The 25,163-nt window shown below is 39.1% G+C and carries 21 protein-coding genes; 8 read left to right on the top strand and 13 right to left on the bottom strand.

What is annotated here, in order from left to right:
- Positions 1-227: 227 nt before the first annotated feature.
- Positions 228-2,426, top strand: coding sequence for an OsmC domain/YcaO domain-containing protein (locus AC2117_RS12830; protein WP_133974583.1), 2,199 nt, complete (start codon positions 228-230; stop codon positions 2,424-2,426).
- Between the two features lie 67 nt (positions 2,427-2,493).
- On the opposite strand, the gene AC2117_RS12825 is transcribed toward AC2117_RS12830, so the two are convergent.
- The 4 genes from AC2117_RS12825 to AC2117_RS12810 all read right to left on the bottom strand — a co-directional run bounded on the left by AC2117_RS12825 (position 2,494) and on the right by AC2117_RS12810 (position 7,548).
- Positions 2,494-4,164, bottom strand: coding sequence for a GMC family oxidoreductase (locus AC2117_RS12825; RefSeq protein ID WP_133974581.1), 1,671 nt, complete (start codon positions 4,162-4,164; stop codon positions 2,494-2,496).
- 28 nt (positions 4,165-4,192) lie between these two features.
- Positions 4,193-5,086 carry an alpha/beta hydrolase gene (locus tag AC2117_RS12820; protein WP_133974579.1) on the bottom strand — a complete coding sequence of 298 codons (894 nt, stop codon included), beginning with the start codon at positions 5,084-5,086 and terminating at the stop codon, positions 4,193-4,195.
- A 76-nt stretch (positions 5,087-5,162) separates the two neighbouring features.
- Positions 5,163-6,017 carry an SDR family NAD(P)-dependent oxidoreductase gene (locus AC2117_RS12815; RefSeq protein ID WP_133974577.1) on the bottom strand — a complete coding sequence of 285 codons (855 nt, stop codon included), beginning with the start codon at positions 6,015-6,017 and terminating at the stop codon, positions 5,163-5,165.
- Positions 6,018-6,060: 43 nt separating this feature from the next.
- Entirely contained in the window at positions 6,061-7,548 is a 1,488-nt protein-coding gene (locus AC2117_RS12810) for a flavin-containing monooxygenase (protein WP_133974575.1), read from the bottom strand.
- Positions 7,549-7,684: 136 nt separating this feature from the next.
- Here AC2117_RS12810 and AC2117_RS12805 point away from each other — a divergent pair, with 136 nt between their 5' ends.
- Positions 7,685-8,698: an AraC family transcriptional regulator gene (locus AC2117_RS12805; RefSeq protein ID WP_133974573.1), complete on the top strand. Its 1,014-nt coding sequence runs from the start codon at positions 7,685-7,687 to the stop codon at positions 8,696-8,698.
- Positions 8,699-8,707: 9 nt separating this feature from the next.
- Here AC2117_RS12805 and AC2117_RS12800 read toward each other — a convergent pair whose 3' ends face one another.
- The 4 genes from AC2117_RS12800 to AC2117_RS12785 form a co-directional block, all read right to left on the bottom strand.
- The gene (locus AC2117_RS12800; RefSeq protein WP_133974571.1) at positions 8,708-9,583 is read right to left on the bottom strand and encodes a class I SAM-dependent methyltransferase; all 876 of its coding nucleotides are present in this window, start codon (positions 9,581-9,583) and stop codon (positions 8,708-8,710) included.
- 113 nt (positions 9,584-9,696) lie between these two features.
- Positions 9,697-11,220, bottom strand: coding sequence for a flavin-containing monooxygenase (locus tag AC2117_RS12795; protein WP_133974569.1), 1,524 nt, complete (start codon positions 11,218-11,220; stop codon positions 9,697-9,699).
- A gap of 22 nt (positions 11,221-11,242) precedes the next feature.
- On the bottom strand, positions 11,243-12,076 hold the full coding sequence (locus AC2117_RS12790; protein WP_133974567.1) for an SDR family NAD(P)-dependent oxidoreductase: 834 nt from the start codon (positions 12,074-12,076) through the stop codon (positions 11,243-11,245).
- A 65-nt stretch (positions 12,077-12,141) separates the two neighbouring features.
- Complete coding sequence (locus AC2117_RS12785) at positions 12,142-13,101, bottom strand: metal-dependent hydrolase (RefSeq protein ID WP_133974565.1); 960 nt, start codon at positions 13,099-13,101, stop codon at positions 12,142-12,144.
- Positions 13,102-13,625: 524 nt separating this feature from the next.
- Here AC2117_RS12785 and AC2117_RS12780 point away from each other — a divergent pair.
- Positions 13,626-14,249 carry a TetR/AcrR family transcriptional regulator gene (locus AC2117_RS12780; RefSeq protein ID WP_133974563.1) on the top strand — a complete coding sequence of 208 codons (624 nt, stop codon included), beginning with the start codon at positions 13,626-13,628 and terminating at the stop codon, positions 14,247-14,249.
- Positions 14,250-14,320: 71 nt separating this feature from the next.
- On the opposite strand, the gene AC2117_RS12775 is transcribed toward AC2117_RS12780, so the two are convergent.
- Positions 14,321-15,043 (bottom strand): pirin family protein, encoded by a 723-nt coding sequence (locus AC2117_RS12775; RefSeq protein ID WP_133974561.1) that lies wholly within the window; start codon positions 15,041-15,043, stop codon positions 14,321-14,323.
- 634 nt (positions 15,044-15,677) lie between these two features.
- Here AC2117_RS12775 and AC2117_RS12770 point away from each other — a divergent pair.
- The 3 genes from AC2117_RS12770 (at position 15,678) to AC2117_RS12760 (ending at position 18,662) form a co-directional block, all read left to right on the top strand.
- Positions 15,678-15,905: a hypothetical protein gene (locus AC2117_RS12770; protein ID WP_133974559.1), complete on the top strand. Its 228-nt coding sequence runs from the start codon at positions 15,678-15,680 to the stop codon at positions 15,903-15,905.
- A gap of 321 nt (positions 15,906-16,226) precedes the next feature.
- Positions 16,227-17,546 (top strand): NCS2 family permease, encoded by a 1,320-nt coding sequence (locus AC2117_RS12765; RefSeq protein WP_042897881.1) that lies wholly within the window; start codon positions 16,227-16,229, stop codon positions 17,544-17,546.
- Between the two features lie 117 nt (positions 17,547-17,663).
- A complete protein-coding gene (locus AC2117_RS12760) occupies positions 17,664-18,662 on the top strand; it encodes an adenosine deaminase (protein ID WP_133974557.1) in 999 nt (332 codons plus the stop codon).
- A gap of 43 nt (positions 18,663-18,705) precedes the next feature.
- Here the strand turns inward: AC2117_RS12760 and AC2117_RS12755 are convergent, their stop codons facing one another.
- Entirely contained in the window at positions 18,706-19,263 is a 558-nt protein-coding gene (locus AC2117_RS12755; protein ID WP_133974555.1) for a cytochrome b, read from the bottom strand.
- A gap of 237 nt (positions 19,264-19,500) precedes the next feature.
- On the opposite strand from AC2117_RS12755, the gene AC2117_RS12750 reads away from it, so the two are divergent.
- The gene (locus tag AC2117_RS12750; RefSeq protein WP_133976358.1) at positions 19,501-19,890 is read left to right on the top strand and encodes a hypothetical protein; all 390 of its coding nucleotides are present in this window, start codon (positions 19,501-19,503) and stop codon (positions 19,888-19,890) included.
- A gap of 69 nt (positions 19,891-19,959) precedes the next feature.
- On the top strand, positions 19,960-20,526 hold the full coding sequence (gene rnhB / locus AC2117_RS12745) for a ribonuclease HII (protein WP_009387830.1): 567 nt from the start codon (positions 19,960-19,962) through the stop codon (positions 20,524-20,526).
- A gap of 67 nt (positions 20,527-20,593) precedes the next feature.
- Here the strand turns inward: rnhB and csrA are convergent, their stop codons facing one another.
- The 3 genes from csrA to alaS form a co-directional block, all read right to left on the bottom strand.
- The gene (gene csrA / locus AC2117_RS12740; protein WP_009387775.1) at positions 20,594-20,848 is read right to left on the bottom strand and encodes a carbon storage regulator CsrA; all 255 of its coding nucleotides are present in this window, start codon (positions 20,846-20,848) and stop codon (positions 20,594-20,596) included.
- Between the two features lie 245 nt (positions 20,849-21,093).
- Entirely contained in the window at positions 21,094-22,374 is a 1,281-nt protein-coding gene (locus AC2117_RS12735) for an aspartate kinase (RefSeq protein ID WP_133974554.1), read from the bottom strand.
- 65 nt (positions 22,375-22,439) lie between these two features.
- Positions 22,440-25,076: an alanine--tRNA ligase gene (gene alaS / locus AC2117_RS12730; RefSeq protein ID WP_133976357.1), complete on the bottom strand. Its 2,637-nt coding sequence runs from the start codon at positions 25,074-25,076 to the stop codon at positions 22,440-22,442.
- Positions 25,077-25,163 lie beyond the last annotated feature (87 nt).

The raw sequence follows: 25,163 nt of genomic DNA, 5'->3' as shown, positions 1-25,163 counted from the left end.
AGACAAGTTAAAACATTGTGAGCATCAATGTTTTAACTTTAGTTATCAACTTCACAAAATCACTCTATAATACGCCAATCTTATTAAAGCCAATTGACTCGTTCATTAAACACATGGCTTTAATCTCTCATTTTTTAAGTCAATTTCTTCGCTGTGATTCGGCTTATATTTCAATATTTAGAATTTTATGTGTCTGTGCTGACACATAAAAATATTTAGGTGCCAGCATGGAAATCAAGGTTAATTATCTCGACAATCTTCGACAGGAAGCTAAGTTCGATGACTTTACGGTAATTGCCGATCAACCAATTCGCTACAAGGGTGACGGTTCGGCACCGGGACCATTTGACTATTTTTTAGCATCGTCAGCATTGTGTGCCGCTTACTTTGTAAAAGTGTATTGTGCAGCTCGAGATATCCCAACCGATAATATCCGTTTATCGCAAAATAATATTGTTGATCCTGAAAACCGCTACAAGCAAACCTTTAAAATTCAAATTGAGCTGCCAGCCGATATTTCAGAGAAAGATCGCCAAGGGATTTTACGTTCGATTGACCGTTGTACTGTTAAAAAAGTCATTCAAACAGGTCCCGAATTTATTATTGAAGAAGTTGAAAGCATTGATGCAGATGCGCAAGCATTGTTATTGCCAAGTTTAACTTCTGAAAACCATACCTTTATTCAAGGTAAAGACCTGCCATTAGAAGAAACTATTGCCAATATGTCAGCCATTTTGGCAAATTTGGGCATGAAAATTGAAATCGCATCTTGGCGTAATATTGTCCCGAATGTGTGGTCATTACACATTCGTGATGCACAGTCTCCGATGTGTTTTACCAATGGTAAAGGTGCAACTAAAGAAAGTGCTTTGGCATCTGCATTGGGCGAGTTCATTGAGCGTTTAAACTGTAACTTCTTCTATAACGACCAGTTCTGGGGTGAAGATATTGCCAATGCTGAATTTGTGCATTATCCAGATGAAAAATGGTTTAAACCGGGCCCAAATGGTGAATTACCTCAAGAAATCTTAGATGAATACTGTCTTGAGATTTACAATCCAGATGATGAATTACTTGGTACGCATTTATATGACACCAATTCAGGTAATGTAGAGCGTGGCATTTGTTCGCTGCCTTTTGTACGTCAGTCTGACGATGAAGTTGTATATTTCCCATCAAATTTAATTGAAAACTTGTACTTAAGTAATGGTATGAGTGCAGGTAACACTTTGGCGGAAGCCCAAGTTCAATGCTTGTCAGAAATTTTTGAACGTGCTGTTAAACGTGAAATTTTGGAAGGTGAAATTGCACTTCCAGATGTACCTGAAGAAGTATTAGCAAAATACCCAAGTATTGTTGCTGGTATTAAAGGTTTAGAAGAGCAAGGCTTTCCTGTTTTAGTTAAAGATGCATCGTTAGGTGGCCAGTTCCCTGTGATGTGTGTGACTTTGATGAACCCGCGTACTGGTGGTGTTTTTGCATCGTTTGGTGCACATCCAAGTTTTGAAGTTGCCTTAGAGCGTAGTTTGACTGAGCTGCTTCAAGGTCGTAGTTTCGAAGGCTTAAATGATTTACCACAACCGACTTTCCAAAGTAATGCGGTGACTGAGCCGAACAACTTTGTTGAGCACTTTATTGACTCAAGCGGTTTAGTATCTTGGCGCTTCTTTAGCTCTAAATCTGACTATGACTTTGTTGAGTGGGATTTTTCTGGAGAAGGCGAAGAGTCGAATGCAGACGAAGCTGCAACATTGCTCGGTATTCTCGAAGAGATGGGCAAAGAAGTGTATATGGCAGTTTATGAGCACCTAGGTGCGACCACTTGCCGTATTTTAGTACCGGATTATTCAGAAATTTATCTCGTTGAAGATTTGATTTGGGACAATACCAATAAGGCACTTTCATTCCGTGAAGATATTCTAAATCTACACCGTTTAGATGATGAACAACTTGAGGCGTTGGTTGAGCGCTTAGAAGAATGTGAATTAGACGATTACACCGAAATCACCACACTCATTGGCATTGAATTTGATGACAATACAGTTTGGGGACAGCTCACAATTTTAGAGTTGAAATTGTTGATTTATGTTGCTTTACAGCAATTTGAAGAAGCGAAAGAGTTAGTCGAAACTTACCTGCAATATAATACCAACACGGTTGAGCGTGGTTTGTTCTATCAATGTATGAACGTTGTGCTTGAAGTGATGTTAGATGAAGAACTAGAGCTTGAAGACTATCTGACTAATTTCCGCCGTATGTTTGGTGACACGCGAATGGATGCAGTATTAGGTTCTGTCGATGGTAGTGTTCGTTTCTATGGTTTAACACCAACCAGCATGAAACTAGAAGGGCTCGATCGCCATTTACGTCTGATCGAGAGCTATAAAAAATTACATGCAGCCCGCGCTAAAGCCGTGGCGATGTAATTTAAAAAGTTAAATAAAAAAAGCCTATTTTTAAATAGGCTTTTTTTTTATAAAACAAATCTATATTTTAAGCAGGCACTTTTGTAATCTCTAAGATTTCTGCCTCTGATGTATCATCTTGATGTTCGTCTAAAGTGTTTTTAGCAGGAATATACGACATTGCACGTTCTGCTAGAGCTGTGATGGTTAAACTCGGGTTAACACCTAAATTGGCACCTAACATTGAACCATCGACTACATATAAGTTTTTATAGTTAAACACACGGTTCTGCCCATCAACAACGCCTTGTTCGGGGCTTGAAGAAATGGCACAACCACCCATGCAATGCGCTGTAAAGGGCACGTTGAACAAAATTTCTGTAATGGTCGTCATGGGATGCCCATTAAACATTTTGGCCACCTTTTCGGTAAAAGTATTGGCCTGCGGAATATAAACTGGTAGCTTTTGGCCCTCACTCGATAAAACCTTGCCAAAAGGCCAAAACCAGTTACGTTTCAAGCGCATGTTAATTGAGGCATCTGCTGTTTGCATGACCAAGAAAATTAAGGTTTGACGCGCAAAACCAACTGGATTACTCATGCGTAGAAAAATAAATGGATGGCAGATCAACGCCCATAACCAAAAGAAAATACGTGTCCAACCGGGTTTGCCTTTTGCCATGTAAGTACACATGAGACCCATTGCATCGGAACCGTTTTGGTAGCGAGTTGCTTCAATATGAGTGTCATGGTCAATATAAATGCTTGACCCAATCGCAACACCTTTGCTCATGTCGACCTCTTTACCAAAGAAACGAACCCCTAAAATTGACTCGGCATTAGTACGAACTCGATTACCCAAGTCATCAGAAATATTTGGCAGAGAACCAGACTGTTTTAAGCGGAACAACATCTCTTGAGTACCCAAAGAAGATGCCGAGAAAATCACGTTGCGTACTCGCCATGTACGACGCTGTTTATTAAACCATGAGGTTGAGCATTCAGTAGTTACTTCATAGCCATCGCTACCATCAGCTTTACCATTGAGCGGTTTAACGTCAACGACTTTGGTTTCTTCATAAACCTTTGCGCCATTTTTTTCGGCAAAGTACAAATAGTTTTTATCTAAAGTATTTTTTGCATTGTGTTTACAACCCGTCATGCAGCCACCACAGGCTGTACATGTCCCACGGTCTGGACCTTCACCATTAAAATATGGGTCAGGGTAGGTCTTTCCGCCTTGTTCACCTTCGGGTGGGAAAAAAGTCGCAACCCGAGTCGGTTTAAATGTGTGACCCACTCCGATAGCTTCCCCCATTTTCTTTAACATGTGATCGGCAGGGCCAAGAATTTTATTATCAGTTACCCCTAACATACGTTCTGCTTCAGCATAGTGCTGTGGCATTTCATTTTTCCAGTCAGCAGCATCTGCCCAAGTACCTTCATCCCAAATATGTTCAGGCGGAACAAGTAACGTATTGGCATAGGTAATTGAGCCGCCACCTACGGCGTTACCACAAATAATGGTGACATGGCGAAAAAAACGCATATTGAAATAGCCGAAAAGCTTCATGCCTGGACGCCAGATCCAACGGCGGGAGTTCCAGTTATTTTTAGCAAAATCTTCAGCTTTCCAGCGACGCCCCATTTCCATCACGGCAACTGAGTAACCTTTTTCGGTTAGGCGGCAGGCAGAAACACTACCGCCAAAGCCTGAACCAATAATGAGATAATCATAGTCATAATTGTTTGTTGTCATGCCGAGGACTCCTGTCTGGCGATACTTTTTATATTGACTGGGCATATTTATGAATAAATTGTCCAATGTGCTCAATTGAGTCATCAGATTCTTTTAGTATACCCGCGTGAAACTGAAAAACATGTCCGACTTGGTCATAAACTTTAAAGCTCATCGGAATACCATATTTTCCGGTTTGTTCAGCAAGGCGTTTTGCATCATCTAATAAGACTTCTTCGGTGCCGACATGAATCAGAACAGGGGGAAGACCTGTTAAGTCAGCATAAAGTGGCGAACAGATTGGATCGGTGGTAGGTTTTTGTCCGCAATAGTTTTTCGCACACCAAGACAACCAGCCTTCAGACAGCATGGCATCTTGAGCCGCATGCGTTTTCATCGTTTTCCCAGACAGACTTAAATCTACCCACGGTGAAAGTAAAACCAATGCGGCTGGTAATGGTAAACCTGAGTCTCGAATAGCAATTGCAGTACTTAAACTCAGCCCACCACCCGCAGAATCCCCAGCAATTACAAGCTTTTTCGGATCTTGTCCTTGGGCAAGTAAAGCTTTATAGACAGCAATGACATCTTCAATAGCAGCAGGACTGGCATGCTCTGGAGCTAGGCGATATTCTGGTAACCAGACTTGTGCTTGAGCTACATGTCCAATTTGGGCGGCAAGTTTAGAATGACTTTTACTACTGCCCACGACATAGCCACCACCGTGTAAATATAAAATTCCTAGTCCATTTTTGGTAGACTTGGGCAAAATATGAAGTGTGGGAACTTGGGCAATACTTTGTTTTTGAGTTTTATAGCCACGTGGCCCACGCACAATAGCACTAGCTGCATCACTACAAAAACGTTGTAGCTTCACCGGAATTTTAGGAGACAAAGCCGGACGTAATGTCGTCCGGATGGTCCATGCAAGAAGCTGCTTCATAATAAGAACTCATACTAGAGCTTGTCATTTATTGAATAAGCATCTCCTAAATTTAAGAGATGCTGATCAGTGATTTTTATTTTGCTGGTTTGTTAAGTAAACGAGTTTGCAAAGCAGTTGCTGTTGCAAAAATCTTTTGGTAACCCTGTGGAAGAATACGCTGAATTACGTCAACGACTTTCGCGTCAGCTCCAATCAGTAAACGGCGACGGTTTTTACGAACAGCCTCTAAAATTTGTTGAGCAGCTTCGTCAGCAGGGGTGCGAAGTAATTTATCGAAGGCATCCTGACTTTTAACAGGGTCCATTCCTAAAGATTGAACACTGTTATTCATGCGGGCAGCTTTGGCAATATTGGTTCGAATACCACCCGGGTGAATACAGGTTGCGCTAACCCCCGTATTTTGCATATCAAGTTCTTGACGCAGAGATTCAGTAAAACCACGAACGGCAAATTTACTGGCATTGTAAGCACTTTGGGTCGGTTGAGCTGTTAAACCAAACATGCTGGAAATATTAACAATGTGCCCATCACCACTTTGCTTTAAGAATGGTAAGAATTCTTTGGTGCCATAAACCACACCCCAAAAGTTAATACCAATCAACCATTCAAGATCTTCATAACTTATACCTTCGGCAGTGCTGCCCATTGCCACACCAGCATTATTAAAAATCAGGTTAACTTGTCCATGTTGATCTACAACAAATTTTGCCCAATCTGCAATTTCGGTACGATTGGCAACATCAACTTGTTGAGTGGTCACTTTGACTGGGTAGGTCGCCAATAGCTCGACAGTTTTGGCTAAACCCGCTTCGTTTACATCGGAAAGCGCTAGATGGCAGCCTTGTTTTGCCAGTTCAATTGCAAGTGCTTGTCCAATACCAGAACCCGCACCTGTCACAGCCGCGACTTTGTTCTTAAATGACTTCATAATTTTCTCCGTTTATTTTTCTGATTTCCTATCGTAAAGCTGATTAAGAAATAGCCGAAACCTGCGTGTAATTTTCAATATCAAAGCGGCGGGTACGTTGACGATATTCAAGGGTAAAACCTGGCCAGTTATTGGTATTTTTGCCATCAGCAGTCTGGTACCAACTGGTACAACCTTGCGCCCATACGGTTTTCTTCATTTTTTCTTGAATATTTTGGTTGAACTCGTGTTGAACTTCGGCACGAACATTGGTGAATAACAACTTATTTTTTATCAGTGTTTGAATGGCATCTAAAATATAATTCACCTGACTTTCAATCATATAGACAATTGAATTATGTCCAAGATTGGTATTTGGACCATAAAGCATAAAGAAATTAGGGAAACCGCTAACAGTTAAGCCAAGATATGCTTCTGCACCATCTTTCCATGTGTCTTTTAAGGTACGTCCGTCCAATCCAGTAATTTGCATTGGTGCCATAAATTCAGTTGCAGCAAAACCGGTACCATAAATAATGGTATCAACTTCGCGCAGATTTCCGTCCGTATCCAAAATGCCATTTTCAGTAATTTCTTGAATGCCTGTATGAATAACATCTACATGGGGTTGAGTGAGCGTTTCATACCAGTGGTTGGAAATTAAAATACGTTTACAGCCAATTGGATAGTCCGGCATTAAACGGTGACGTAATTTAGAGTCTTTCACCACTTTACGAATATGACGTTGGAATAAATATTCAACTAAAGGCATTTCATTTAAAGATGTTGTGAAGGCAAGTAGGCGAATTTCATGGTGACCATATTGCAAAGCACGATCTAAACTTTGCAAAATCGGTAATTTACGAAAAGCTTTTTTCTCTAAAGGTTGATAAACCCGATCTGGCTTTGGAATGACGTAAGGTGCCGAACGTTGATAAACATCAAGATGAGCAACCTGTTTAGCAATTTCGGGAACAAACTGAATAGCACTTGCACCTGTCCCAATTACAGCAACACGTTTGCCAGTTAAGTCGTAGTCATGGTCCCAGCGAGCGGAGTGAAAAGCCTTACCTTTAAAGTTTTCAATGCCTTTGAGTCTCGGGTAGGCGGGACGGTTGAGCTGGCCCACGGCACCTACTAAAAATTCGGCTTCAAAACTTTCGCCATTGGTACTTTGAATGTGCCAGACACCTTGTAGGGCATCAAATTCGGCACTGGCAATTTCGGTATTAAATTGAACATGCGGGCGAAGGTCATATTTATCAGCGCAGTGGCGTAAATATTGATAAATCTCTTGAGATGTGCCGTAGCGGTTTTTCCAGCCAAGTTCCTGTTCAAAAGAAAAAGAATAAAGATGTGACGGAACATCACACGCAGCACCCGGATAAGTATTGTCACGCCAGACACCACCAACATCGGCGGCTTTTTCATAGAGTGTAAATTGATCAAAACCAGCTTGTTTGAGACGAATCGCAAGACCCAAACCACCAAAACCAGTGCCTATAATGGCGATACGTACATTTTTATTTGAATTAGATAACGAATTAAACATAGGCTGCTCTAAAATCCTTAAAAACAGTGGGCGAAAAAATCGCAATTTCCTATATACAGCATAGACATTTATTCTCTTGATTTAGAGGATGGATGAGGACAAAATATTGTGATTCGAGGACATTCTGGATGGTACAGTGACGTACACTTGGGCTTTTGAACGTAGTATACACAGTGTTCGCCTTATGGCTGATTTTGCAGCAGAAGCAGGTGTCTCTTATCAGACCATTTTAAAAGAGACAGGAATTAATCAACAGCAATTGCTTGACCCTAATATGGTGGTTTCAGGCCAACAAGAATTACAGTTGATTCATAATCTAGTTGAGCAATTTGCAGATCGGCCTACCTTAGGCTTAGAAGTGGGCGCACGATACCACTTTACAACATTTGGACCATTAGGTATGGCCCTTATGAGTAGTGCCAGCATTCGTGAAGCCCTTGATTTTGCACTGACTTATTTTTCACTTACTTTTGCTTTTACTCGTTTTTTAGTTTCTGATACCGATGAAGGCACACGTATTGAGATTGAAGGTGAGGGCATACCTCCTTCAGTTAAAAAATTTATTATTGAACGCGATGCCGCTGCTCTTATCACTGTGCAACGTGATTTAGTACAAGATAATTTTTGCCAATATTTGGCTTTTGCTTTTCAGCTTAAAGGGGATGCACAACCTTATATCGATTTATTTGGAATTCTGCCGGAGTTTGGTGCAGCTCAGAACTTTGTTTTACTCGATCCACACAAAGTGGATCAAAAACTGCAAATGGCCAATGACCTGATTTTACATACGGCTGAAGAGCAGTGTCGGCAAACTTTAGATAAACGCCAATCGCAAAAAAAGTTTACGGCTTTAGTGCAGCAGCAATTAATGCATATTCGTGGAGAAATGCCATCTATGGAAATAGTTGCTGATCGATTGCATATAAATGCCCGTACTTTACGCCGTCATTTGGCACAAGAAGAGATGACTTTTATTCAAATACGTGAAGAAGTTAGGCAGGTTTTAGCAGAACAATATTTGGCCTTGCCTAAAATTTCAGTTGAGCAAATTGCCGAATGGTTAGGCTATGCAGAACCAGCCAGTTTTATTCATGCCTATAAAAGATGGTATGGAAAGACACCGCATGCGATGCGGTTAAGCATTAAATAATAACTGATTTTATTTATTCAAACGCAAATGCAATAAGCGTGTTGCTGCCGTATGACGGATTTCATCTGGGCGCGCATTAAAATAACGTTCAGTAATAGCTTCACCTGACAGATCTTCAATGACTTCAAATCCCATCTGTTCAACTGCACGATGTAAATCAGTTGGTTTGAATTGTCCCAATAAAGGTTCTTTGAGCAAATGCGTAAACTGTGCAACACCCATGCTACCAATGCGTTCAATGCCAGTTAACTCTTGAAAATCGGTTGAATAGTCGAGTACAACTTCACTGCCATTTACCGCAAATTCAGCAATACTTTTTAAAGTTTGCAAGGTGGTTTGAGGGTTTAAATAGTGAGTAGTACCCAGCCAAGAAAAGAAAGCTGGTGCTGTTTGTTGATATAAACTCCGAGCCAAAGCATCTGAAATCGATTCTTTCTCAAAATTAATTGCGACAAACTCAACAGTAGAGGGAAGGTCGCCTAGTTTTTTTAATTTAGATTGTTTTGCAGCTTGCGTATCGGGGTGATCAACTTCAAAGATTTTTAAAGTTGGGTAATGGTGCGATTGGCGTAGTACAAAAGAGTCTAAGCCTGCACCCACTAATACATATTGTTGAATGTTTTGATGAACTGCCTGATCAAGCAAATCTTCGGCATAACGTGAACGTCCAACCACCTGTCCACTGAGTAACCCAAGAGTACGGTTTAAGACAGGTGAATTCATTAATTTAACAAGAAGTGGGCTAGATAGAAGTTTTTTCCAGCCTTTGCTGGTCAGTTCAAAAGCATAAGGATCTGAAAATACAGGGTCCGTTGTATTTTTAAAATGATTCGCTCGTAATGCAGCAGCGGCTTCTGCAGTACGGCTTGATTGGCCTTCTTTCATCTTTATCCTGTTCTTTTATTTCTTGAAGATATTCAACGAAGAAGGCAGTGTATTTCATGAAAACATAAAAAACACTGCCCACTTCTTACAACTGATTTGATCAAAATTACAAATTAATGAGTTTTCGTCGTTTGATACGTTACTTCATAATCTTTCAAATCGACGCTTTTCAAACGTTGTTTAAGCTTTTTCAATGACCATGGCCATGCAGCAAAGTTACGTCCGTTGGCATCAAGATAATAACTCTTACAACCACCACTATTAAAGACAGTTGTTTTTAAGTGCTTTTGCACCAGATCATTATGCTTTTTAATCACTTCGGGCTTAACATTGAACTTGCTAATACCTTTATTTTTAATTTTCAATAAGCCATCTACAATATAGTCTAGCTGTGCCTCAGCCAAGCCAATAAAAGAGTCATAAACCAAGACATTCGGTCCTAAAATTAAAAATGCATTTGGTACATTTTCAATGTTGGTCCCTAAATAAGCCTCAGGCGAACTATCTTTCCATAAATCTTGTAAACGTTGACCTTTTTCATTATGAACACGTTTACCAATTGGTGGGTGAGATACCTCAAAACCAGTACCCCAAATAATTACATCAACTTCATGTCGTTCGCCATTAGCAGCAACAACCGTATTACCTTCAACTTTAACCAAACCATGAGGAATCAGGGTCGTGTTTGGTGCTTGTAGAGCTGGATAATAATTATTGGCAAATAAAATACGTTTACAGCCGATATCAAAGTTCGGTGTCACATTTTTACGCAGTACAGGGTCATTAATTTGTAGTTTTAGTAATTGCTTGCCCAGTAAGTTTACTGGTTTAAGTGCAAGTGGGTTACGTAAACCAAAATTAATTGCATTCAGTGTGAGAGCTACACTTTTACGCCAGCTCGCCTGAATGGATGGATATTTTGCAATGACTGATTTACTAAATTCGCCCAAGTCAGTGTCTGGTTTTGGTAGGACCCACGGAGCTGTGCGCTGGAACACTAAAAGCTCTTTCGCCTTTGGTTGAATTTGTGGCACAAACTGAATAGCAGAAGCACCTGTACCAATTACGGCAATTCGTTTATCAGTTAAATCATAATCATGATTCCATTTTGCTGAATGGAACATCTCGCCTTTAAACGTATCTAAACCTTCAAGACGTGGAATTTGAGCTTCGGTAATTGGACCTGTAGCGAAAATAACGGTTTTAGATAAATACTGACCTGTCGTTGTATCAAGCACCCATAAATGGCGTGAGTCATCCCATGCGGCATTTAGCAGTTCGTTGTTAAACTCGATTTTAGATGCGACATTAAACTCGTTACTTACATCTTCGAGATAACTTAAAATTTCCGGCTGACGAGCAAATAAATGGCTCCATTTTGCACTGGGTGCAAACGAGTAAGAATAAAGTGCTGAAGGGACATCACAACCACAACCTGGATAGGTGTTTTCACGCCATGTACCGCCTACACGGCTCGCTTTTTCAATAATTTTATAATTGGTATAGCCCACTTGATCTAGGCGGATGGCAGTGGCTATACCTGAAATGCCGGCACCTACAATAAAGGTATCGAAAACGTGGTTGGGTGAATTGACAGCTTTTTTTGCTGATGCATTTGTTTTCATTTGAGCAGTCATATGCGTACTACCTATAAATTTCTTATTTAAATAATTTGTAAGATGTGCCAAGGAACTTGGTATACAAGCTCGGTGATGCCCGCTTCATTAACCAGAATAACTTCGCATCAAGTTGAGGAATGGTATACAGCTCATCCTGATCAAGGCGGTTAAGTGTTAATTTGGCTACATCATCGCTTGTAGTCAGGGCATAGTTCATGAGTGCATGGTCTGCAAGCTTGGAGTAGCGTCCCGGAATCCGACCATTTTTGATGATATTGGTTGGAACCAAAGTAGGGCAGAGTACATTAACTTTAATATTGAACTTATGCAGTTCGGCAGAAAGCGTTTCTGACAGCGCACGCACACCTGCTTTAGTCACGTTGTAGGCTGTCATTTCTGGTGCGGCTGTATAAGATGCAGCAGATGCAACATTAATAATCGCGCCGTAACCCAAATTTTTAAACTTTGGAACGAATGCATGACAGCCATGAATAACACCCCAAAGGTTAATATTCATTACCCAGTTCCAGTCTTCCAAGCTAAGCTCATCAAACTTGCCACCTAAACCTACACCAGCATTATTAATCAGTAGGGTCACAGGGTGTTGCATTAAAATTTCAGCTTTTTCAGCTAGATCTGTAACCTGTTCAGCATTACCTACATCACAACGTATAGCAAAAGCTTTTGCACCTTGTTGCTCAAGTAATTTTACGGTCTCTTCAGCAGCTTCCAGATTAATGTCTGCACAAACTACACTGCCACCACGTTTTGCAAGTTCAATTGCAAAACTGCGTCCAATCCCACTGCCTGCACCTGTCACCACGGCATAAGCTTTTTGGCTTGGTTTAACTTTCTTTTTGCCAAATAAAATCATGATTCATCCATAAATAACTTTAAGAGAAACTAGCTATCTACGAGATAGCTAGTAATAAAGGACGATTAAGATACGCGTACAGGCGGGGTAAATTCTTTAACAAAGTAAGGGGCAATGGCTCCGCCTTCGTTCAGTAATTTCTTTTTGTAATACTCAAGATATTCAGTTGTATCATGGTCATTTGGGTGAAAGTCTGGGCGTAAATAGTCAAGAATCTGACCAATTGTACTTCCGAAAACACCATCTTTCGGACCAAAGATTAAACCCACGCCACGACGGGCATCTTTCCAGAATTTTAAGGTGAGCATTTCTTGCGGCTTTCTTAAAACTGGTACAAACAAAGTAGTCGCAGGAATTAGTCCCAAAATGGTAACTAGAGCAAGTAAGAAACCTGAAATTCGTAATGGATAGTTTCCATTTAAGAGTTGATAGACATCATAGGCAATATCTTTATGCTCAGATTCTTCAAGCATATGCCACATCCACAATGCACGGCTCTTGGCATCATCTGAATGATAGAAATTCTTTTCATGCTTCATCATATATTCAGCAAGTACCGCGGTAAAATGCTCAATACCAGCCATCATCGATAACTTAAGCGGCTGTGGAAACTTCAAAAACACATATTTAAAGAAGTTCGATCCAAGGAAACGATAGAGCGCAACAGGATAATCAGCATCCTGAAGTGCATCATTATATTCATTGTGCAATTTTGAATGAATTGCTTCTTGACCAATGAGCGACGTAACACGTTGTTTAAGTATCGGATCTTTAATAAACTCACGATGATGACGAGCTGTTTCAATCACCAGATCTTCACCATAAGTCAAAAATACAGAAAGTGTGGCAAAGAACAAGGTGGCAAATTGATTGTTCATATAGAACTTGACATCAATTTCCTTGCCATCAAAACCAATATTTAAATGACGGATTGGAATAGAGGCTTTGCTAGCAAAATCAGGTAACTCGATTTCACGGTGAAATTTAAGTTTATTTAATGATTTTTTAACTGTGGTCGAGATCATGGCGACACCTTGAGACAAGTAGTGGTGCATTTTGCTGAAAACTAATAAATTCAATGATCAACAAAGCACTAATAAATTCCATTTTCAAAGGCAGAGTATTCTCTGTAATTGACTACGGTGTTGTTGCTCCGTTATTTATTTGATTATTTGGCTGAATAACGGAAAGAAGAGTCGATGCAGGCTAAAGCTAATGAATGACTCTTCTTTAATTTTTTCATATTAATCTGACTTTATGTTCGGATTCAATTCGGGTAAATTTTTAAATATAGCAACACTAATTTTACTTAAATTTTATAAAGTGATTATTAAATTTAAAAAACATATCCATTTGAAAAATATATATAAATTAAATTTTTAAATATGTAAAATCATAGATAGAATCTCTCTTAAATGATCTAGCTCGGCTTGATTTTTTTGCTTTCTTTTAACGAAGTTTGACAACTATTCGGATTTTGTTTTTTTATTTCAACCGTGTCTGATTACATGCTAATCTGACTTTATGTTCGGATTATTGATTAGATCGTATGACTACGCGTAAACCTCGTCAAACTCGAGCCAAAGTTACTGTCGACACAATTATTGAAGCTGGTTTTATTGCGGTCGCGCTTCATGGTCCCAGCGGCACCACTACACGTCATATTGCAGAAATGGCAGGGGTGAGTGTCGGATCTTTATATGAATATTTTAAAAATAAAGAAGAAATTTATGACGCGATGAATCATTTTTTTGTTCGGGAAATTCTGGACATGATTACGGAACTTACACCGACGATTTTACAGTTGGAGTTAGAACCTGTCATTGAAATGATTTTTTATACCTTTAGTGATTTATTAAAGAAAAATAATGACCGCTATTTGACTGTTTTACGTTATGCAGGTGAGTTGCAATACGATAAATATATTCCAAAAATTGAACAGGCTTTAATGGAAGTCATCATGAAATATATGATGCATAATCCAAAATATCTAAAAATCAATAATTTGGCTGTTATCACTTATATCTGTATTAATAGTGGGATTTTTAATGTGGCACGACATCTTATTTTGCCAAATCCCTTCATTAGTTTCGATGAGATGGTGCAAGGTTTAACCACAATGATCATGAGCTATATCAATACAGAGATGGCACGCTCAGAAGAGCATTCATAAATTAGAATTTTTTCAATCGCAATATTAATGAAAAGCCCTCACATAAAGCTGTATGTGAGGGCTTAGTTATATTATGGCATGGTTGGAACTTCTTCCGGACGCATATCGAAAATCAAGATTTCGGCATTATCGCCATGGGTAAACGATAAGTTTCCGCCATCACGAATACGAGCAGCATCACCTGTGTTAAAGGTTTTACCATTTACATCAATACGGCCTTTCGCCACATGTAAGTACACATATCGACCATCAGGAATCGTAAAATCAGCAGTTTCTTCACCATCAAAAAGACCTGAATAAATATGAATGTCTTGTTTGATTGTTAAAGTTTTCTCACCACCTTTTGGTGAAATGATCAAATGCAATTTACCGCGTTTGTCTGCTTCATCAACGTGAATTTGTTGATAATCTGGATCTGTATTTACTTCATTTGGAACGACCCAAATTTGCAAGAAATGTACACCTTCTTGTGCTGAATGGTTAAATTCACTATGGGCAACTCCACGACCTGCACTCATCAACTGAATATCACCTGGGACAATCACAGAACCCGTACCCATTGAATCTTTATGCTCTAATGCACCTTCAAGTACATAGGAAATAATTTCCATATTACGATGAGGGTGAGTACCAAAGCCTTTAGATGGAGCAACATTGTCATCATTAATTACGAGTAAGTCTGAAAAACCGACTTGTTTTGGATCCCAATAGTTAGCAAATGAAAAGCTATGTTTTGACTGTAACCAGCCGTGATGTGCTGCACCACGTTCATGAGATAAACGCATATCAAACATGATCTACTCCTAATTTAGTTTTTTCTATCTATGAGCACATTTTATCGTATCGATTATTGTAATAAAGCTATGAAAATGGAAAGCTTGGTGCGATTTATAGAACGATGAAAAAAGCTATAAAATGACTACTTTTCTAGTCGCTACAGATAGAGTAGAGGGGCATTCGAACTTAAAAAATAATTACTTCTTAAATGGGATGAGGCTGTTCTATTTGCAGCTAAAAATATCTTTTTAAGCTAGAGGTGAATGCAAAAATAATAATCTAAATAGAAAATTTATAAGATAAAGAATTAAGTAAAAATAAAACCTTTTTATCGTATAAAAACTTCACGAAAGATAGATATTTCAATTTATATGTTCCATTATTTTTAATCTATATATTTAAGTAAGCTTAAGAATTAAGCCCGATAAAAACCTAATGTTAAAAATAACTAAACATTTCAGTTTTATAAATAAAGTTACTTTTCAAGAGAAAAGTTTTATATTTATCAATTAATAGTTATGTATATATAAAATCACCTTTCTTTTCAAATATTTGAGTAAATATATATTATTGTAAATAAATGTGAAAACATTCACAAAGCTATTTTTTTTTGTTAAGATCATTAACATTAAAAACATAGAGATAATAATAATGATCAATAAAGTATTAATAGTGTTATGCGTAAGTATTGTCTTTGTATTAGGGTATTGGGCTTACTTAGATACTCAAAATAAAAGACATCAAGAATTGATGCGGATTATTCAAGAAGCAGAAATAAATCTACAAAGTATCGAACGCAATCCGAATCATGCTCATCACAGCAATTTAGCTTCCTATAACATACAAGAATATATCGGCGAGAAAAAAATTATTTTCTAATAATAAAGCGCTATAAATTTTTTAATTTTAACAATGTTATTGGTCATATCTTTTCATAAATTTTGATCATGTTTCTGTTGAATCTGTTAAACTTATTGAACGTATAGTAAAAAAGCTGCATAGGGGTTATGCAGCTTTTTTGTGTTTCAAGAGGGGCTGTGGTTATTTCCTATGTATGAACTAGAAACCAAATGAGTGGCATATTTGTTGCTTCTTTTATTTGAGGTTCTTGTTTATAGGTCTGAACAGAAAAACAATATTGTTCAGTTATCTACATAGAAGTAAATATTTCATAGTTCAGATTTTGCATAGAGGCTACTTATGGCGGCGCCCAATTCTTCGGCAGGCTGGTTAGAGCGTTTATTTAAGTTAAGCGACAACAAAACCACTTTCCGAACTGAAGTTCTTGCTGGTGTAACTACATTTCTAACGATGTGTTACATCATTATTGTCAATCCACTCATTTTATCTGAAACCGGCATGGATCATGGCGCCGTATTCGTTGCGACCTGTCTGGCAGCAGCAATCGGTTGTTTAGTGATGGGGATCATTGCTAATTATCCAATCGCATTGGCCCCAGGCATGGGTTTAAATGCTTACTTTACCTATTCAGTCTGTATGGGTATGGGTGTGCCATGGCAAACAGCTTTAGCTGCTGTTTTTGTTTCAGGTCTTGTCTTCCTTGCAATTAGCTTTTTCAAAATTCGTGAAGCGATTGTAAATGCAATTCCAATGTCGCTGAAGTTTGCGATTGGTGGAGGGATTGGTTTATTCCTTGCGCTTATTGCTTTAAAAAATTCAGGCATTATTGTTGCCAATCAAGCGACATTAGTTGGCTTAGGTGATATTAAACAACCTACAGTATTGTTAGCGTTATTTGGATTTTTAATGATTGTGGTTTTACACCAGTTAAAAGTTCGTGGCGCAATCATTATTAGTATTTTGGTTGTTACCGCAATTGCGACTGCTTTAGGTCTAAACGAATTTAAGGGTGTAGTGGGCCAAATTCCTTCAATTGCCCCAACATTCATGCAAATGGACTTTAAAGGTCTATTTACTGCAAGTATGGTTGGCGTAATCTTTGTATTCTTTATTGTCGACTTGTTTGATAGTACGGGTACTTTGGTTGGTGTTTCACATCGCGCCGGTCTTTTGCAAGATGGTAAATTACCTCGTTTGAAAAAAGCATTATTTGCAGACTCTACTGCAATTGTTGCGGGTGCCGCATTAGGTACATCTTCAACTACGCCATATATTGAATCAGCTTCAGGTGTTGCGGCAGGTGGACGTACTGGTTTAACTGCTGTTGTGGTTGCGGTCTTATTTATTTGCTGTTTATTTCTAGCACCTCTTGCTCAATCTGTACCAGGTTTTGCAACAGCACCAGCTTTATTGTTCATTGGTGTGTTGATGATTCAAGGGATCACTCACATCGATTGGGATGATATTACAGAAGCTGTTCCAGCATTTTTAACCATTGTATTTATGCCATTTACCTATTCAATTGCTGATGGCATCGCAATGGGCTTTATCAGCTATGCATTAGTTAAATTATTCACGGGTAAGGCAAAAACTGTACCGTACATGGTATGGATTATTGCTGCACTTTGGGTATTTAAATTTATCGCGTTTGGCGGTTAATATGATTTTTTATAATTTTCTTCTTGAGCTGTCTTAGTCATAGTTTTTAATAAGAAGAAAATTATAGAAGGGTGTGATTTTTACCACACCCTTTTTTTCTTTAGATGTGGAGTTAATATGAATCAAGTCGAGCTGATTCGTGCCTTACCAAAAGCCGAATTGCATGTACATATTGAAGGGACGTTTGAGCCTGAATTAATGTTTGCAATTGCCCAGCGCAATCAGATTCAGATTCCTTACAAATCTGTTGAAGAAGTAAAGCAAGCTTATAACTTTCATAATCTTCAATCATTTTTAGATATTTACTATGCTGGTGCAAATGTTCTTGTGCATGAACAAGACTTTTATGATTTGGCATGGGCTTATTTTGAAAAATGTGCAGAAGATCATGTTGTTCATACAGAGATGTTCTTCGACCCGCAAACTCACACCGACCGTGGCGTTGCTTTCTCAACAGTTATTGGTGGTTTAAAGCGTGCATGTGCTGATGCCAAAGCTAAGTTTGGCATTAGTTCTCAACTGATTATGTGTTTCTTACGCCATTTAAGTGAAGTCGCTGCATTTGAAACACTTGAGCAGGCTTTGCCATTTAAGCAAGACATTATTGCTGTAGGGCTTGATTCAAGTGAAGTGGGGCATCCACCCGCTAAGTTTGAACGTGTTTTTGCTAAGGCGCGTGAAGAGGGCTTCTTGATCGTTGCTCACGCTGGTGAAGAAGGTCCACCTGAATATGTTTGGGAAGCTTTAGATTTACTCAAAGTAAACCGTATTGACCATGGCGTTCGTTCTGAAGAAGATGAACAGTTAATGGAGCGTTTAATTAACGAAAAAATGCCTTTAACGGTTTGTCCTTTAAGTAATTTAAAGCTCTGTGTCGTAAATGATATGAAAGATCATAATATCCGTCGTCTATTGCAAAAAGGCGTAAACGTGACTGTTAACTCAGATGATCCTTCATATTTCGGTGGATATATGAATGATAACTTCTTTGCAATTCAGCAAGCACTAGACCTAAGCAATGACGAGCTAAAACAGCTCGCAGTGAACTCATTTGAAGCTTCTTTCATCTCAGATGAAGAGAAACAGAAGTGGGTTGCAGAAATCCAGAAAATCTAAATAAAAAAACCGCCTATCTCAGGCGGTTTTTTATATAACAAAATTATTTCGGTTGTTTGATCATACTATTTAAAATATTGTCTTTATCAACAAAGTGATGTTTTAAAGCAGCAAGTACATGTCCAACAATGAGTAAGCCAGCAAACCAAGAAATATAAATATGTAAAGGTTTAACAACAGCTAAAAGCTCTGGGTTATCTTGTACTAAACGCGGAATTTCAAATAAATATAAAACAGGGGCAGGGTGACCAGCACTCCAGCTAAATAAGCAACCAGTGACAGGTAAAGCGACCAAAATCACATAAAGCAATAGATGACCAACATGTGCCAGTGTTTTCATCATCGGTGACATCGTATCTGGTAATTTTGGAGCTGGATGTGTATAGCGCCATAAAATCCGGATAATCACTAAAAAGATAATGGTTGTTGCAATATTCTTATGCAACGTAATCACGTCGCCTTTAAAGCTGCCATCAACGTCATAATTTAAAAAATTTCCACTATAGAAGCCAATAGCCCACGCTGCGATGAAAATGATTGCCATCACCCAATGCAGGATTTGTGCGGTACGGGTGTAATACTGAGATGAAACAGCAGGCATAAAAGACCCTATTTTTTTGTCGTTTTGATTTTTGATTCTAGGGCAAAGTGCTGATTTTGAGAAATGTTTTAAATGTAACGGAGCGTGCTAAAAACAGAACGTTTAAGGAAAAATGCATTTGATAGCTAAGTTTTGCAAGGGAAAATAGATTGCATAAATGCATCAAATTATTTGTTTCTTCTAAAGTCGAGTTTAGGCACAATACGCGCTGCCAACGTTCAATCAAAGGAAAAAATGATGAAAAAATTGATGCTCGCTTTAGCACCAGTTGTTTTAGCTTTAACTGCATGTGCAACCACTACAGGTACTGATACAGGCGCTACTTCAGCACAAACCACAACTCAACAGTTGGGTATGGCTGCATTAAAAGTTGCTGTAAATGCTAAATGTGTGACAGAAATTAATAATGTTGCGGCTTGGAAAACAGCAACAAAATATATGACTGCTGAACAAAGTGAGAGCATTCAAGCGAATGTTTGTGGTTGCGTAAGTGAAAAAGCACCGAATAGCGTTACTGCTGTTGATTTAGCTGCGGCTGCATTGGATGTGAATGCACGCGCAACAATTGTAAATCAAGTCGTATCTAAAACTGTAAATGCTTGCGTAGCAGAAGCTTTACAAAAATAATTAATGATTTGTGTGTTAAAGAAGGCTGATTACTATTGATCAGCCTCTTTTTTTAAAGGTGGAGAATTCATGTTTATTGCTGGCGTAGATGAGGCCGGGCGAGGTCCTTTAGTAGGTTCTGTTGTTGCAGCGGCTGTTATTTTAGATCCCAATAACCCAATTTTAGGGTTGAATGATTCTAAAAAATTAACTGAAAAGAAACGTGAAAAGTTGTTTATTGAAATACAAGAAAAAGCCTTAGCTTGGTCTATTGCTGAAGCAACACATGGCGAAATTGATCAATTAAATATTTTACAAGCGACTTTTTTAGCAATGCAGCGTGCAGTTGAAGGCTTAAAAACTCAGCCGCAAAAAGTAATTGTAGATGGTAATCAAATTCCAAAAGGAATCATTATTCCTTGTGAAGCGATTATTGGGGGAGATGCAAGTCATGCTGAAATTAGTGCTGCTAGTATTTTAGCAAAGGTTACGCGGGACCGACAAATGGTAGAATTAGATCAGCAATATCCACTATTTGGTTTTGCTAAGCATAAAGGATATCCAACTAAAGCGCACTTTGAAGCTATTGCTGCACATGGAGTGATTGATCAACATCGCCGTAGTTATGCGCCTGTTAAACGTGCTTTAGGCTTATAAATACATTGTCCTAAAAAATTTAAAGCGACTAGAAAGTCGCTTTAATTAGGGAGAGAACAACTTCATACTAACGATTGAAGTTTTTCTGTGCATAATTTTCATCTTCAAATGTAACTTGATAATCTTGATCAAGGTGTTGAAGGTGTTCATGCATTGCACGTTCGTGTTGAATACGTTGGTAAATTTCTTCACGATGAACAGAAACCTCTTTTGGTGCATTTACACCAATACGAACTTGGTTTCCTTTGACGCCAAGCACAGTAACACTGACTTGATCCCCAATCATTAACGTTTCCCCGACACGGCGGGTCAGAATCAGCATGTTTATCTCCTTGCTAAACGCTTAAAACTGCAATAGTAATACCCAAATAAAAGCTCAACCTCAGTTTTCAGTCAGATTCTAACAGAAATATGAGAACAAAGTCATATTTTGATAATCTCTGCTAAAAAACTTTCCCTTTAATATAACAGAGCCGCTATAAAAAAAACTATAGCGGCTCTGTGTTTTATTTGATTATTGTCGGACAAGTATACATTTTTTAATGAATTATTGACCGATTGGTAAAATTAAGCGCGCGCGCTGCTTTCACCATGTTCACGATCTAAACCAAAAGCGGTGTGTAGACAACGAACAGCAAGTTCAAGATATTTCTCGTCAATAATGACAGAAACTTTAATTTCAGATGTTGAAATCATGAGGATATTGATACCTTCGTCAGCAAGGGCAGTGAACATCTTGCTCGCTACGCCTGCATGTGAACGCATACCTACACCCACGATAGACACTTTAACGATATCATCACGTGTTGAAACTTCACGTGCACCAATATTTTTGGCAGTTTCGTTTAAGATTTTTTCAGCTTTAGCTAAATCAACACGGTTTACAGTGAAGGTGAAATCTGTTGTGCCATCTTCTTCAACATTTTGCACTATCATATCGACTTCGATATTGGCATCACTTACTGGTGATAAAATTTTAGAAGCAATACCTGGTTCATCAGGTACACCTAAAATCGTTAATTTTGCTTCGTCACGGTTAAAAGCAATACCTGCAATAATTGGCTGTTCCATAGTATCTTCCGCCTCAGTAGTAATGAGTGTACCTACATTTTCTTTAAATTCGTCGTCAAACACGCCGTCGTTATCATTATCAAAACTTGATAATACACGCAAAGGAACTTGATATTTTCCGGCAAATTCTACTGAGCGAATTTGTAAAACTTTTGAACCTAATGAAGCCATTTCAAGCATTTCTTCAAAAGAAATACGGTCGATTTTTTTGGCTTTAGGAGCAACACGAGGGTCAGTGGTGTAAACGCCATCTACATCAGTGTAAATTTGGCATTCATCTGCTTTTAGAGCAGCAGCAAGAGCAACACCAGAAGTATCTGAACCGCCACGGCCTAACGTTGTGATATTTCCATTAGCATCAAAGCCTTGGAAACCTGCAACGACAATAACACGGCCTGCATCTAGGTCATTGGTCATGACATCTGTATCAATAGACTCAATACGCGCCTTGGTAAATGCACTGTCAGTTTTAATACCGACTTGACGTCCGGTATAGGATTTAGCTTCCACACCAATCGAGTTAAGTGCCATAGCTAACATGGAAATCGTCACCTGTTCACCAGTTGAAACCATTTGGTCTAACTCGCGTGGGTCAGGTGTTTCGGTAATGGCTTTAGCGAGAGCTAGTAAGCGGTTTGTTTCACCACTCATTGCAGATACGACCACAACAACTTTGTGACCGTGATCATGCCAACGCTTAACACGACGAGCAACATTTAAAATGCGCTCGGGGGTACCCATAGAAGTACCGCCATATTTTTGAACGATTAATGCCATAGTTTTTCCATATAAGCCATGACCCTGAGAGGCTTTTCAGGGTCAGTTACACAAAAAGTGAAGTCTTATTTTTGTTCAAGCCATGCAGGTAATGCAGCAATAACTTGTCCAAACTTCTCGTTAAGTGGCGCGCCACCTTGTGCTAAGTCAGGTTTACCACCACCTTTACCACCTAACTCGGTTGCTAGATGCTTGATGATGTCACCTGCTTTTAGATTTGCAGTGTATTGTGATGCAACTGAAGCAAGCAGGCTAACTTTGTCACCCTCTACGCCAGCTAACACAATGACTGCGTTCTCTAATTTTGATTTAACACTGTCGTGCAAGTTGCGAAGTGATTTCGCATCTACACCTTGAACAGTGGTAATAAGCGTTTGACGACCAGAAATCGTTTGTACCTGATCAATCAATTCTGACGCTTGGAAGTTTGCCAATTTCTGATTGAGTTGTTCAATCTGCTTTTGTAATGTAGAAACAAGCTCTACATTGGCTTGTACACGCTCAACAGTTTGGTCTTTCTGTGCTTTTAATAAGCCATTAATGTGCTGGATATCTGAATCAGTTTTTTGTACTACATCTAAAGCTTTAGTGCCTGTAACTGCTTCAATACGGCGCACACCAGCAGCCACACCACCTTCAGAAGTGATTTTAAATAAACCAATATCACCTGTACGCTTAACGTGAATACCGCCACAAAGTTCAATCGAGAAGTTTTTCTCATCAATTACTGAACCCATAGCGAGAACACGAACTTCGCTACCATATTTTTCACCGAACAACATCATGGCACCTTTGGCTTTTGCCGCTTCGATGTCAAGTAGTTCAGTGGTTACTGCGGTATTTGCAATAATTTCTGCATTGACCAAACGCTCAACCTGTTGCAACTGTTCAAAAGTTACTGGTTGGTCATTAGCAAAGTCAAAACGTAAGATATCACTTGCAACTAAAGAACCTTTTTGTTGTACGTGTGATCCTAAAATTTGACGTAGGGCAGCATGTAATAGGTGAGTTGCCGAGTGGTTACGAGCTGTTGCATCACGAATGTCTGCTTTAACAATCGTTTCAACGTTTTGATCGGCTTTAAGATTACCAACGGTCACAATACCTTGATGAACAAAGGCACCGCCTGACTTTTTCGTATCTTGAACTTCAAAAATACCAGTTTCATTTTTGAAGATACCCGTATCACCAATCTGACCACCACTTTCTGCATAGAAAGGAGTCTGGTTTAAAACGATAAGTGCTTCATCACCTTCAGAAACTTCATCAACTTGTACGCCATCTTTGTAGATCGCTACAATTTGGCCTTGACCAGTGGTGTTGATATAACCGTCAAATTGGGTTTCGCCTTCAACTTGTACAATGCTGTTGTAATCAACTGCGAATTTACCAGCATCACGTGCACGTTGACGTTGTGCAGCCATTTCTACTTCGAAACCAGCTTCATCAATAATAAAGTCACGTTCACGTGCAATATCAGCAGTTAAGTCTGTTGGGAAGCCATAAGTGTCGTAAAGCTTAAATACAGTCGCACCAGGAATGGTCTTATCTTTTAATTGAGCAAGTTCACCTTCAAGTAGTTTTAAACCTTGCTCAAGTGTTTTAGCAAACTGTTCTTCTTCACGAATTAAAGTTGCTTCGATTACATCTTTGCGCGCTACAAGTTCTGGATAAGCCTCACCCATAGCTTCGATTAACGGTTGCAACATTTTGTAGAAGAATGTACCTGTTGCACCAAGTTTATTACCGTGACGCACAGCGCGACGGATAATACGACGTAATACATAACCGCGGCCTTCGTTGCTTGGGTTTACACCATCAGCAATTAAGAAACAGCATGAACGCGCATGATCTGCAACTACACGTAAAGACGGCTGACCTTCGTCTTCAATACCAATAATGTTTGCAGCAGCTTTTAATAAGTGCTGGAACAAGTCAATGTCATAGTTTGAATTAACATGTTGCAATACAGCTGAGATACGCTCCAAGCCCATACCTGTATCAACAGATGGAGCAGGGAGTGGGTGAAGTACGCCATCAGCAGTACGGTTAAACTGCATGAAAACGTTATTCCAAATTTCAATGAAACGGTCGCCATCTTCTTCTGGAGAGCCTGGTAAACCACCCCAAATGTGATCGCCATGGTCAAAGAAAATTTCAGAACATGGACCACATGGACCTGTGTCACCCATTGCCCAGAAGTTATCAGATGCGTATTTTTCGCCTTTATTATCACCAATACGGATAATGCGTTCAGGCGCTAAACCAATTTCTTTATTCCAGATGTCATAGGCTTCATCATCGGTGTGATAAACGGTCGCATATAAACGGTCTTTAGGAAGAGCTAGCCATTCATCGCTAGTTAAAAATTCCCAAGCAAATTTAAGTGCATCACGCTTGAAATAATCACCAAATGAGAAATTACCTAACATTTCAAAGAATGTATGGTGACGAGCAGTGTAACCAACGTTGTCTAAATCATTATGTTTGCCGCCAGCACGTACACATTTTTGTGATGTGGTTGCACGTACATAGTCACGTTTTTCAAGACCTAAGAAGCAGTCTTTAAACTGGTTCATCCCAGCATTTGTAAATAATAAAGTTGGGTCGTTGGCAGGAACAAGAGAACTCGACGCGACACGTGTATGCCCTTGCGTCTCAAAGTAGCGCAAAAATGCTTCACGAATTTCAGCAGATGTCATTAAACGAGTACTCACAACCAAGTCACTCCATATTTTCGAATTTGGCTAAATGTATCAATGCCTGTTTGTTTATGCCAAACCTGAGCA

This window comes from Acinetobacter calcoaceticus (genome assembly GCF_900520355.1).
GTDB lineage: Bacteria > Pseudomonadota > Gammaproteobacteria > Pseudomonadales > Moraxellaceae > Acinetobacter > Acinetobacter calcoaceticus_C.
This window is presented reverse-complemented; position numbering and strand designations above follow the sequence as displayed.

Coding starts and splice junctions, on each gene's coding strand:
- AC2117_RS12830 (WP_133974583.1), top strand. CDS start 228: ATGGAAATCAAGGTTAATTATCTCGACAATCTTCGACAGGAAGCTAAG.
- AC2117_RS12825 (WP_133974581.1), bottom strand. CDS start 4,164: ATGACAACAAACAATTATGACTATGATTATCTCATTATTGGTTCAGGC.
- AC2117_RS12820 (WP_133974579.1), bottom strand. CDS start 5,086: ATGAAGCAGCTTCTTGCATGGACCATCCGGACGACATTACGTCCGGCT.
- AC2117_RS12815 (WP_133974577.1), bottom strand. CDS start 6,017: ATGAAGTCATTTAAGAACAAAGTCGCGGCTGTGACAGGTGCGGGTTCT.
- AC2117_RS12810 (WP_133974575.1), bottom strand. CDS start 7,548: ATGTTTAATTCGTTATCTAATTCAAATAAAAATGTACGTATCGCCATT.
- AC2117_RS12800 (WP_133974571.1), bottom strand. CDS start 9,583: ATGAAAGAAGGCCAATCAAGCCGTACTGCAGAAGCCGCTGCTGCATTA.
- AC2117_RS12795 (WP_133974569.1), bottom strand. CDS start 11,220: ATGACTGCTCAAATGAAAACAAATGCATCAGCAAAAAAAGCTGTCAAT.
- AC2117_RS12790 (WP_133974567.1), bottom strand. CDS start 12,076: ATGATTTTATTTGGCAAAAAGAAAGTTAAACCAAGCCAAAAAGCTTAT.
- AC2117_RS12785 (WP_133974565.1), bottom strand. CDS start 13,101: ATGATCTCGACCACAGTTAAAAAATCATTAAATAAACTTAAATTTCAC.
- AC2117_RS12780 (WP_133974563.1), top strand. CDS start 13,626: ATGACTACGCGTAAACCTCGTCAAACTCGAGCCAAAGTTACTGTCGAC.
- AC2117_RS12775 (WP_133974561.1), bottom strand. CDS start 15,043: ATGTTTGATATGCGTTTATCTCATGAACGTGGTGCAGCACATCACGGC.
- AC2117_RS12770 (WP_133974559.1), top strand. CDS start 15,678: ATGATCAATAAAGTATTAATAGTGTTATGCGTAAGTATTGTCTTTGTA.
- AC2117_RS12765 (WP_042897881.1), top strand. CDS start 16,227: ATGGCGGCGCCCAATTCTTCGGCAGGCTGGTTAGAGCGTTTATTTAAG.
- AC2117_RS12760 (WP_133974557.1), top strand. CDS start 17,664: ATGAATCAAGTCGAGCTGATTCGTGCCTTACCAAAAGCCGAATTGCAT.
- AC2117_RS12755 (WP_133974555.1), bottom strand. CDS start 19,263: ATGCCTGCTGTTTCATCTCAGTATTACACCCGTACCGCACAAATCCTG.
- AC2117_RS12750 (WP_133976358.1), top strand. CDS start 19,501: ATGAAAAAATTGATGCTCGCTTTAGCACCAGTTGTTTTAGCTTTAACT.
- rnhB (WP_009387830.1), top strand. CDS start 19,960: ATGTTTATTGCTGGCGTAGATGAGGCCGGGCGAGGTCCTTTAGTAGGT.
- csrA (WP_009387775.1), bottom strand. CDS start 20,848: ATGCTGATTCTGACCCGCCGTGTCGGGGAAACGTTAATGATTGGGGAT.
- AC2117_RS12735 (WP_133974554.1), bottom strand. CDS start 22,374: ATGGCATTAATCGTTCAAAAATATGGCGGTACTTCTATGGGTACCCCC.
- alaS (WP_133976357.1), bottom strand. CDS start 25,076: ATGACATCTGCTGAAATTCGTGAAGCATTTTTGCGCTACTTTGAGACG.